Annotated in this window: 12 protein-coding genes; 4 read left to right on the forward strand and 8 right to left on the reverse strand. The window is 63.1% G+C overall.

Features of this window, described 5'->3' with window-relative positions; translation table 11 throughout:
* Positions 1-91: 91 nt before the first annotated feature.
* Positions 92-781 carry a YqgE/AlgH family protein gene (locus tag JOZ76_RS12740; protein WP_441300024.1) on the reverse strand — a complete coding sequence of 230 codons (690 nt, stop codon included), beginning with the start codon at positions 779-781 and terminating at the stop codon, positions 92-94.
* Positions 782-926: 145 nt separating this feature from the next.
* On the opposite strand from JOZ76_RS12740, the gene JOZ76_RS12745 reads away from it, so the two are divergent.
* From JOZ76_RS12745 to JOZ76_RS38220, 4 genes are all read left to right on the forward strand, one after another.
* A complete protein-coding gene (locus JOZ76_RS12745) occupies positions 927-1,766 on the forward strand; it encodes a protein-disulfide reductase DsbD domain-containing protein (protein ID WP_291698981.1) in 840 nt (279 codons plus the stop codon).
* A gap of 720 nt (positions 1,767-2,486) precedes the next feature.
* Positions 2,487-3,857 (forward strand): lipopolysaccharide biosynthesis protein, encoded by a 1,371-nt coding sequence (locus JOZ76_RS12750; protein WP_291698982.1) that lies wholly within the window; start codon positions 2,487-2,489, stop codon positions 3,855-3,857.
* A gap of 49 nt (positions 3,858-3,906) precedes the next feature.
* On the forward strand, positions 3,907-4,143 hold the full coding sequence (locus tag JOZ76_RS12755; RefSeq protein WP_291698983.1) for a hypothetical protein: 237 nt from the start codon (positions 3,907-3,909) through the stop codon (positions 4,141-4,143).
* On the forward strand, positions 4,140-4,436 hold the full coding sequence (locus tag JOZ76_RS38220; RefSeq protein WP_366938574.1) for a type II toxin-antitoxin system RelE/ParE family toxin: 297 nt from the start codon (positions 4,140-4,142) through the stop codon (positions 4,434-4,436). The genes JOZ76_RS12755 and JOZ76_RS38220 overlap by 4 nt, the downstream gene beginning before the upstream one ends.
* A gap of 33 nt (positions 4,437-4,469) precedes the next feature.
* Here the strand turns inward: JOZ76_RS38220 and JOZ76_RS12760 are convergent, their stop codons facing one another.
* The 7 genes from JOZ76_RS12760 to JOZ76_RS12790 form a co-directional block, all read right to left on the reverse strand.
* A complete protein-coding gene (locus tag JOZ76_RS12760; protein ID WP_291698984.1) occupies positions 4,470-4,724 on the reverse strand; it encodes a SemiSWEET transporter in 255 nt (84 codons plus the stop codon).
* A gap of 110 nt (positions 4,725-4,834) precedes the next feature.
* Positions 4,835-5,623: a 3-hydroxybutyrate dehydrogenase gene (locus JOZ76_RS12765; RefSeq protein ID WP_291698985.1), complete on the reverse strand. Its 789-nt coding sequence runs from the start codon at positions 5,621-5,623 to the stop codon at positions 4,835-4,837.
* A gap of 5 nt (positions 5,624-5,628) precedes the next feature.
* On the reverse strand, positions 5,629-6,810 hold the full coding sequence (locus JOZ76_RS12770; RefSeq protein ID WP_291698986.1) for a patatin-like phospholipase family protein: 1,182 nt from the start codon (positions 6,808-6,810) through the stop codon (positions 5,629-5,631).
* A gap of 107 nt (positions 6,811-6,917) precedes the next feature.
* Positions 6,918-7,415: a CAP domain-containing protein gene (locus JOZ76_RS12775; protein WP_291698987.1), complete on the reverse strand. Its 498-nt coding sequence runs from the start codon at positions 7,413-7,415 to the stop codon at positions 6,918-6,920.
* Between the two features lie 177 nt (positions 7,416-7,592).
* Entirely contained in the window at positions 7,593-8,324 is a 732-nt protein-coding gene (locus JOZ76_RS12780; protein ID WP_291698988.1) for a phosphoadenylyl-sulfate reductase, read from the reverse strand.
* Positions 8,321-8,836 (reverse strand): DUF934 domain-containing protein, encoded by a 516-nt coding sequence (locus JOZ76_RS12785; protein ID WP_291698989.1) that lies wholly within the window; start codon positions 8,834-8,836, stop codon positions 8,321-8,323. Before JOZ76_RS12785 ends, JOZ76_RS12780 begins: the two co-directional genes overlap by 4 nt.
* A partial coding sequence (locus tag JOZ76_RS12790; RefSeq protein ID WP_291698990.1) for a nitrite/sulfite reductase occupies positions 8,823-9,867 on the reverse strand: 1,045 nt, incomplete at its 5' end. The genes JOZ76_RS12790 and JOZ76_RS12785, both read right to left, overlap by 14 nt.

The raw sequence follows: 9,867 nt of genomic DNA on the forward strand, positions 1-9,867 counted from the left end.
CTGGATGCCCGCTTTCGCGGGCATGACCAGCTAAAGTCTAGTCATCGCGCCCGCGCGGGGACGTCATTATTTGGATTTTGCCTGGATGCAGCTACGCGTGCCCGGCGGCGTTTGACAGCATGCCCGGATCGATGCCGATCTTGCGCAGTGCACGCGCGTATTTCTCCTCGACATCGTCGCCGAACACCAGATCCGGATCGGCATCGCAGTGCAGCCAGCCATTGTCCTGGATTTCGGCCTCGAGCTGGCCGGGCCGCCAGCCGGCATAGCCCAGCGCCAGCAGCGCGTGCTTGGGCCCCCCGCCCTTGGCGATGGCCTTGAGAATGTCGATGGTCGCGGTCAGGCAGATCTTGTCGTCGATCGGCAGCGTGGCGTTCTCAATGTAGAAATCGCTGGAATGCAGCACGAAACCGCGCCCGGTATCGACCGGACCGCCCTGCAGCACCTTGAGTGTCTCGGCATGTTCCGGCAACTTTATCTGGTCGGCTTTGTTGATGATCTTGAGCTGCACCAGCAGTTCAGGGAAATCGATGCTGCCCGCCGGGCGGTTGACCATGATGCCCATGGCGCCCTCGGCGGAATGCGCACAGAGATAGATCACGGAGCGCTCGAAGCGCGGATCCCCCATGACAGGCATGGCGATCAGCAACTGGCCGTCGAGATACCCGCGCTTGGCCGAATTATGGCCAATGCCGGTCACCTTGCGGCGAAAATCACCCGTGACGCCGTGACCGACGTCCCGCGCGTGCGGCAAGTTTGGTCTTTTGCCTTCAGGGCTCATCGGCGGGCTCTCATCTCTGTCCACATCCTGATATTGGGTAGCTGATCTGTCAATCAAGGTTCGAGGGTCCACCGCCGGTCACACGCAATTCCCGGTCACAAGCAATTCAATGGTTTGGCGTAGGAACGAACGGTAAAGACTGCACATGAACGCCACAATCCGTCGTCGCGCCCTGCTTGGCCTCGCCGCAGCCGTCTTCGCCGCATCACTGCCGGCGGCATCCAGCGCCGAGGATGCTTCGCCCTGGCAGTCGGAAGGGCATTCCGCGGTGCGCCTTTTGGCCGGCTCGCGGAGCGGCGCGGTGCTGCTCGGCGGCGTCGCTTTCCAACTGCAGCCCGGCTGGAAGACCTATTGGCGAACGCCCGGGGATTCCGGCGTGCCGCCGCGTTTCGACTTCTCGAAATCGGAGAACGTCGAGGCCGTGACGGTGCTTTGGCCGGCGCCGCTGATGTTCGACGACGGTGCCGGCGGCCACGCGCTCGGTTATCACGACAAGGTCGTGCTGCCGCTGCGCATCGTCGTCAAGAACGCCGACAAGCCGGTGATCTTGCGCGCCAACATCAATTACGCGGTCTGCAACCAGATCTGCATTCCCGTCGATGCCAGCGCCGAGCTGCCCTTCACCAGCGTCGCCTCGACCGAGGACAACGCGCTGTTCGCGGCGCTCGATACCGTGCCGAAGCCGGCCAATGTCGGCGACCCCAACCCCTTGACGATACGCGACGTCAAGCGCGAGGGTCCGAGCGACGTGGTGGTCGACGTGGTGTGCCCGGATAAGCGCGACATCAATCTCTTCGTCGAGGGGCCGACACCCGACTGGTCGCTGCCCGTTCCGACCTTGCGCCAGCACAGCCCGCCGGGCGTCAAGCGCTTCAGCTTCCCGCTCGACGGCGTGCCGCCCGGAGTGAATCCCGATGGCGCGGCGCTCAAGCTGACCTTGGTCGGCGGCGAGAAGGCCTACGAGTTCAACGTCAATCTGAATTGACCCTGTCTCGCTCAAGCACAGAAGCTGCTCGGCCTGTTCGAAGCGGCACACGACAGGCCGGCAGCCACCGTCGAAGAACTGAAAGACAACACGCGCATCCGGCGCCGCGCGCGGTTGCTGCGCTCTGACGGTCTCAGGCCAAACGAGGTGTTGTCAGCTAGCCGGTGTCCGATGGGGCTATCTGAGGTGTCGCTGCATACACGCCCCGATGTAAGGTCTAAGCCCGCCAGCGGAAGCCCTGCGGCCCTCGGACAGCCCCATCTTTATTCCCTCCTCGCGGCATTTCGCCTCCAGATCCGGATGGTTGCGGGCTACGCACTCACGGCGTTGGCCTCCGAAGTACTGTCGGCAGTCTTCCGCGTGGGCGGTGACCGAGACGGCTGAACAAGCGAATATCCACACTGCTACTGTTCTGGTACGCATGAACTCTCCCAGAGATGATCTCGTCGGAATCGTGCCGGGTCTTGCGCAAGGCCATTGTCACAAGCGCGGCCGCCCAATCCTATTTCCGCGTCGCGCGCACGCGCCAGCGCATAAATTGGTTTGTTGCCGGTAAAACGCTTCACTGCCACGCGTACAGAAGTACTTCCTGTCGATGACACAACTTGGTCGTGAGAATCGACGGTTGCGGAAGACGTCCAACCCAATCTTAACGAATGGTTGATAGGGAGAAACATCGCCGCCTCGCGCGGCCTTCCTTCCCGCATTGGATTCCGCGCCGTGGCCGTGTTGGATACTCCACCCGCAATCGACCCGCCGATAAGCCTGATCGAAAGGCTGCGGTTCCTGTTCACGGGCGGTCCCAACGAGGCTTCCGTCACGAAACGGCTCGCCGGCACGATCTTCATCATCCGTGTCTTTAGCGCGGCGCTCGCCTATCTCGCGCAGATCCTGCTGGCGCGCTGGATGGGCGGCGCCGAATACGGCACCTACGTCTATGTCTGGACCTGGGTGCTGCTGCTCGGCAGCGTGATGGACTTTGGAATTTCGACGTCGGCGCAAAAAATCATTCCCGAATATCGTGCCCGCGACCAGCACGCGCTGCTGCGCGGCTTCCTCGCGGGCAGCCGCTGGATGGCATTTTTGGTGTCGACGCTGGTTTCGCTGGCGCTGGCGGGCCTCGTAAAGGCGCTGTCGCCATGGATCGATCCGGAAGCAGTGCTGCCGCTCTACATCGGCTGCATGACCCTGCCCGCCTTCGTGGTCGCCAACACCCAGGACGGCATTGCGCGCTCGCACGACTGGATGCGGCTCGGCCTGATGCCGCAATTCATAGTGCGCCAGGGCTTGATCATCGCCTTGACCGCTGCAGCCTTCATGCTCGGCGTTCGGCTCGGCGCCAGTGCCGCGATGCTGGCGAGCGCCGCCGCCGTCTGGGCTGCGATGACCGGGCAGATGCTGGTGCTGAACCGGCGGCTCGATGCGCATGTCGCGCCGGGACCGAAGGCCTACGATATCAGCGGCTGGCTCGCGGTCTCGCTGCCCATCCTGCTGGTCGAGGGCTTTTACCTGCTGCTGTCCTACACCGACGTGCTGGTGCTGCAGCAGTTCCGCTCCTCCGAGGAGGTCGGCGTCTACTATGCCGTCATCAAGACATTGGCGCTGGTCTCGTTCATCCACTACGCGATGTCGGCGACCACGGCGCATCGTTTCGCCGAATACAACGCGGCCGGCGACCGCGCGCGGCTCTCGGCCTATGTCGCGCATGCGATCAAATGGACGTTCTGGCCGTCATTGGCCGCGACCGCGCTGCTGCTCGTGTTCGGCAAGCCGCTGCTCTGGCTGTTCGGCCCCCGCTTCACCAGCGGCTACGAGATCATGTTCCTCGCCGCGATCGGGCTGGTCGGGCGCGCGGCGATCGGTCCGGTCGAACGGCTCTTGAACATGCTCGGCCACCAGAATGTCTGCGCCGCAGCCTACGCGGCCGCCTTCGTCATGAACGTCGTGCTGTGCATCGTACTGGTGCCGCGCTTCGGCGGCTACGGTGCCGCCACGGCGACCTCGACCGCGCTGATGTTCGAGACCGTGCTGCTATTCTGGATCGTGCGCTGGCGGCTCGGCCTGCACGTGCTGGCGTTCGGGACGGCTTGATCCGACCCTTCGGGCTGGAAATCGTCGCTGCACGTGATACGATCCAGACATGAAAGCCACAGATTTGAAAGACCTGCTGGAGCGCGTCCAAACTTGGCCGGAGGCGGCCCAGGACGAATTGGCGGCCGTCGCAAACGAGATCGAAACCGAGTTGCGGGGTCAGGACTATTTCGCAACTCAAGAGGAATTGCAGATGATTGATGATGCAATGGCTGCGATCGATCAGGGCGAGATCGCAACCGAAGCTGAAGTCAAAGCGGCATTCGCCAAATTTCGTCGCGGATGAAGGTTGTCTATTCACGACGGGCTGTTTCGGATCTCGATACGATCGCCAGCTGTTATTCAAAGAACGCAAGCCCCGCTATCGCCCAGTCCATCGAACGTAGATTTATCGACGTCATCGAGCGCATCCCCCGCCGGAATCGGCACCGCGAGTTACCCAGCGTTCGCTGGTGCGGGCCGTATCTGTCGTCCGCTATCCATTTCGGATCTTCTATCGAGTACGCGGCCGACACCATCGACATCTTACGCATTCGGCACACATCGAGGCGACCGGTGGCAGTAGACGATCGCGCTTAACCCGGATCAAACTGCAATGGTAGCCAACTGCACTCAACCGTAGCGCAGCTTCAGCGCCAGGATGGCGCCGACCAGGCCGAGCGTGATCACATTGGCGGCCACAATCGGCAGATCGCCGATCAGCGCGCCATAGAGCAGCCAGAGCGAGTTGCCGGTCACCAGCAGGGTGAACATCATGACCGACATGTCGCGGGTCGACTGCGTCCGCCAGGCCTTGATGACCTGAGGCAGAAAGGAAACCGTCGTGCAGCAGGCCGCCGCAAGACCAATCAGGGTGGTGATGAGCAAGATGAAGTCCTGTTCGCCCGCATCAGAGGGGCGATTCGAAATTCCCCGCCGAATCCTTACGGGTTTTCGGCGGGGACATCAAATCATCGCTGCCCCGCAAATCTGCTGGCTTACTCCGCGGTCCAGCCGCCGTCGATCGAGAGATTGGCGCCGGTGATCTGGGCGGCGTCGTCGCTGCACAGGAACAGCGCGAGCGCTGCGACCTGCTCGACGGTGACGAACTCCTTGGTCGGCTGCGCGTCGAGCAGCACATCCTTGATGACCTGCTCCTTGGTCATGTTGCGCGCCTTCATCGTCTCCGGAATCTGGTGCTCGACCAGCGGCGTCCAGACATAGCCCGGGCTGATGCAGTTGCAGGTGATCTTGAAGGTCGCGAGTTCCAGCGCCGCGGTCTTGGTCAGCCCCGCAATGCCGTGCTTGGCCGAGACATAGGCGGACTTGAACGGCGAGGCGACCAGCGAATGTGCGGACGCCGTGTTGATGATGCGGCCCCAGCCGCGCTTCTTCATGCCGGGCACCGCGGCGCGGATGCCGTAGAACGCCGACGACAGGTTGATCGCGATGATCGTCTCCCACTTCTCCGGCGGGAATTCCTCGATCGGCGACACGAACTGGATCCCGGCATTGTTGACCAGGATGTCGACGCTGCCAAAGGTCTTCTCGCCGAGCGCGATCATCTCGGCGATCTCGGCGTGCTTGGTCATGTCGGCCGGCGAATACACCGCCTTGACCTTGAAGTCCGTCTCGATGGCGGAGCGCTCCCTCTCGATGTCGGCGGGCGCGCCGAACCCGTTGATCACGACGTTGGCGCCGGCGCCCGCGAAGGCCCGCGCGTAGGCGAGCCCGATGCCGCTGGTGGATCCGGTCACGACCGCGGTCCTGCCTTTCAGATTTGTCATCGCCTTCACTCCTGTTTGCCGTTGATGGTCAACTTGCCGTCGCCGGTGAGGTCGTAGGTGACCATGGTCTCGCCCGATTGCGGCCGCTCGAGCAGGTCCTTGTGACGCATCGAGAGATGGACGTCGCGTTCGCCCGCGCCCCAATGCTCCACCATTGCAATATGGGAAAAGTCATAGTCCTTCGACGATGTCTCGTAATTCTTGCTGCGGTAGATCAGGTGAACCACGGTGACGGTGTTTTCCTTTGCCGCCTTGCAGAGATACTCGACCGAGGGATCGTTCCTCAGATCGTCGGGCAGTTTCGCGATCAGATCCCGCACCGCCCTGCGCGCGTTGTGGATTGCCCGGTTCTTGTCGGTGTTCATGCGGGTGCGGCTGGAGAAGCGGATGTCCTTCTCGCGCTCTGCCGCGTCGAGCAAGGTTTCCGGCAGCGGGCCGCGCGCGCTGAACAGGTCGACCTGGAAGATCAGGAGATCGCGGTCGGTCTCCGTCTCGAGCACGTAGTCCAGCGGCGTGTTGGAAGCGATGCCGCCGTCCCAATAATGCTCACCCTCGATCTCGACGGACGGAAAGCCGGGCGGCAGCGCGCCGGAGGCCATGATGTGCTCGGGGCCGATCCTCTTGCCGAGCAACTTGAATTCGAAATTGTCGAAATACCTGAAATTGCCCGTGGTAACACCAACCGCGCCGACGCTGAGCCGACACTTCAGGTCGTTGATGCGGTCGAAATCCACCAGCCGCTCCAGCGTACGCTTCAGTGGCGCGGTGTCGTAATAGCTCTGCGATTCCGGGTGGCCCGGCGGCCAGAGCGGCGCCGGCGGAATGCGCGGCGTGAAGAAGCCGGGAACGCCGAAGGTGGCGATCAGGGCCGCGCTGGTCTCGTTGAACAGCGAGCGGCTGCGATCTGACTTGGCAATCGGCTTCCAGGACACCTGTGCCGACACCATGTTCCAGAATTCCTTCAGCTTCTCGACACGCTCCCTTGGCTCATTGCCGGCGATGATCGCGGCGTTGACCGCGCCGATCGAGATGCCGGCGACCCAGTCGGGCTCGAAATCGAAATGGGACAGCGCCTGATAGGCTCCCGCCTGATAGGAGCCGAGTGCGCCGCCACCTTGCAAAACCAGCACGCGCTGGGCCTTGGCCGGTGTGGAGGGCGGCGCCGGATGAAGGCTGTGGTCGTTCATGAGGTTCAATCAATGGAACAAAATGGTCCCGCACGGTGACGCCAGATGCAGCCAGCGTCAATGAACGACACCGCATGTCTGGATCACGCGAAATTTATCCGAACGGATCAGGCGTCCGTCGATGCGAGGATCAGCGTCCAGAACACCTTGTATTTGGTGTTCGGAGCATAGCTCGCCGCGATGCCCAGTTTTGTGACACCGCCTTTGAGCATGTTGGCCCGGTGCGGCGGGGAGTCGCGCCAGCCGGAAAAGGCCTCGGCGAGCGTGTGATAGCCGGCGGAGACATTCTCGACCGCCGCCGTCGCCGGATATCCCGACACATTGAGGCGCTTGGCGAGCGGCGCCTTGGCGTCGTGATCGAGCTTGTTCTGGCTCGCCATCGTCCGCGCCTGCGCTTCCGCGAGCTTCATCAGGTCGGGATCGATTGCAACCGTGCCAAGACCGTTGTTCTGGCGGTATTGCGAGATCATCGTGGCCGCGGCCACTGCGTCCAGTTGCGCGCCTGGCGTCGCCATGTCGGCATACATGGCCGGCTGCTCGATCGGAGCTTCGGCGGCGCAAGCCCCGAGTGCCAAGGTCAGAAGAATTGCGACGAATACCCGCATGGATCCGAATCACCCCTTAAGGTCGGGCGGGTTGTTGCATACCAACCGTGGCTGAATGGTGAACATCCGCGTTCGATAGTCATTCCGGGCGCGAGTCTCGGGCAATCGAGCCGGAATGCGCTTCGCGCCCCGGAAGACGTGCTTGTGGAAAGGAAGAAACGCGACAATGTCGGCAGTCTATAGCGCCTTGACGGCATGGATGCCGCATTCCGTCTTTGGCCGGCCGCGCCAGCGGCCCGCGCGCGCATCCTCGTCCGGCGAGGTCCGCGAGGTGCAGGGCATGCAGCCGACCGAAAGATAGCCGGAAGCTTGCAGCGGATGCTGCGGCAGCTTGGCGCTCTCAAAGATCGCGATGATGTCCTCGCGTGAGACGTTGGCGAACGGATTGAATTTGAGCCGTCCGCCGTCCTCTTCGACCACCGCGATCGCGGCGCGCGCGCCGCCCTGAAATCGCTTGCGGCCGTTGATCCAGGCGGAAAATGGTTTTAGCGCCCGCGCCAGCGGCTCCACTTTCCGGATCCGGCAGCAGGCGTCGGGATCGGAGAACCAGAGATCCGCTTGCGGATCCTCGCGCGACAGCGCCTCCTCCGCCGGCTTGATCGAGCGCACGTCGCTCAAGGCCAGTTTTTCGATCAGCGTATCGCGATAGGCCAGCGTCTCTTCGAACAGCCAGCCGGTATCGAGAAAGATCACGGGGATCGCCGGGTCGACATCGGCCATTACCTTGAGCAGCGCGGCCGACTCGGTGCCGAACGACGACACCACTGCCAGCCGCTCGCGGCCCACGATTTTTAGCGCGGTCGCGATCACATTATGGGGCGTCGCATCGCGCAGCGCATGGTCGAGCTCGGCCGCTGTCGGCAGAGCGCCGGCAGCCCGCAACGAGCCTTGAGATGCGTGCGCATTCATAGGCCGGCACTCTCGGAATGGCGCAGCTGCATGCGCCGATGCAGCGCGGTTATGCGGCCGTCGCCGGTCGGCTGATAAAACACCGAATAGCGCTTCACGGTCTGGGCGAAGGCCTCGGCATCGCCAGGCTTCTTCACTTCGAAGGCGTCGAAGCCGGCGCGCAGCATGAACACGAACTGGTCGCGCAGCACCTGGCCGGTGGCGCGCAGTTCGCCGCGCCAGGCGAAGCGCTCACGCAAGAGGCGCGCCTGGCTATAAGCGCGGCCGTCGCGAAATGTCGGAAACACCAGCGCCACGACGGCCAGCCGCTCGAGATATGGCACGAGGTCGTCGACGTCGCGGCTGTTGGGCCAGATCACGCCGGCCTTGCCCGGTCGCCGCAGGATCGCTTCCGGGTCCTGCAGAAAACGCTTCGCCGTCACCAGAACAGCACCGTCCGCGGGAAGCTCAGCGTCATCGGCCACATGCGCGAAAAGGTCCGCGACGATTTGTCCGCCTTTAACGAGTGGCATAGACGCGCTCCCTGAACGGTTCGACGCCGAGCCGCTTCACCGTGTCGACAAACAGCTCGTCCGGGCTGGCACGCAGCGCCAGATAGGCCTCGACGATGTCCTCGACGACGTCGGCAACCTCGCCATAGGGCACCGCAGGCCCGATCAACGCGCCGAGCTCCGCGCTCTCGTCGGCGCGGCCGCCGATCGTGATCTGATAGAATTCCTCGCCATTCTTCTCGACACCCAAAATGCCGATATGGCCGACGTGATGATGGCCGCAGGCATTGATGCAGCCGGAGATGTTGATGTGCAGCCGGCCGATCAGATTGGCAGTGTCGTGATTGGCGAAGCGCCGCGTCAATTCCTGCGCGATCGGGATCGAGCGCGCATTGGCGAGCGAGCAGTAGTCGAGCCCCGGGCAGGCGATGATGTCTGACACCAGATTGACGTTCGGCGTCGCCAGCCCGAGCCTGTCCAGCGCCTTCCACAGCGCCGGCAGATCGCGCCGCGCGACATGCGGCAGCGCCAGGTTCTGCTCGTGGCCGACGCGGATTTCGCCGAACGAGTATTTGTCGGCAAGATCGGCCAGCGCGTCCATCTGCTCGGCGGTGGCATCGCCGGGCGGCGCGCCGACGGGTTTTAGCGAAATCGTGACGATCGCATAGCCAGGTGCCTTGTGCGCAAAGGTCGAGTTCTTGCGCCAGGCCTCGAACTTTTGATCCTGCGCCGCCTTCTTCAGCTCCTCGGGGTTGTGCGGCAGCTTCTCGTAAGCCGGATAGAAGAAGCGCGAGCGGATATCCTCGACGACGTCGTCATCGATGACGAGCGCGTCGCTCTTCATCTGCTGCCACTCCTCGTCGACCTCGACGGCAAATTTTTCGATGCCGAGCTCATGCACCAGGATCTTGATGCGCGCCTTGTAGATGTTGTCGCGGCGGCCGTACTGGTTGTAGACGCGCATGATGGCTTCGAGATAGCTCAGGATGTCGCGCCCGGCCACGAACGGTTTTATGGTCTTGGCGATGAACGGCGTGCGGCCGAGCCCGCCG

Source organism: Bradyrhizobium sp., from assembly GCF_019244115.1.
Lineage (GTDB): Bacteria > Pseudomonadota > Alphaproteobacteria > Rhizobiales > Xanthobacteraceae > Bradyrhizobium.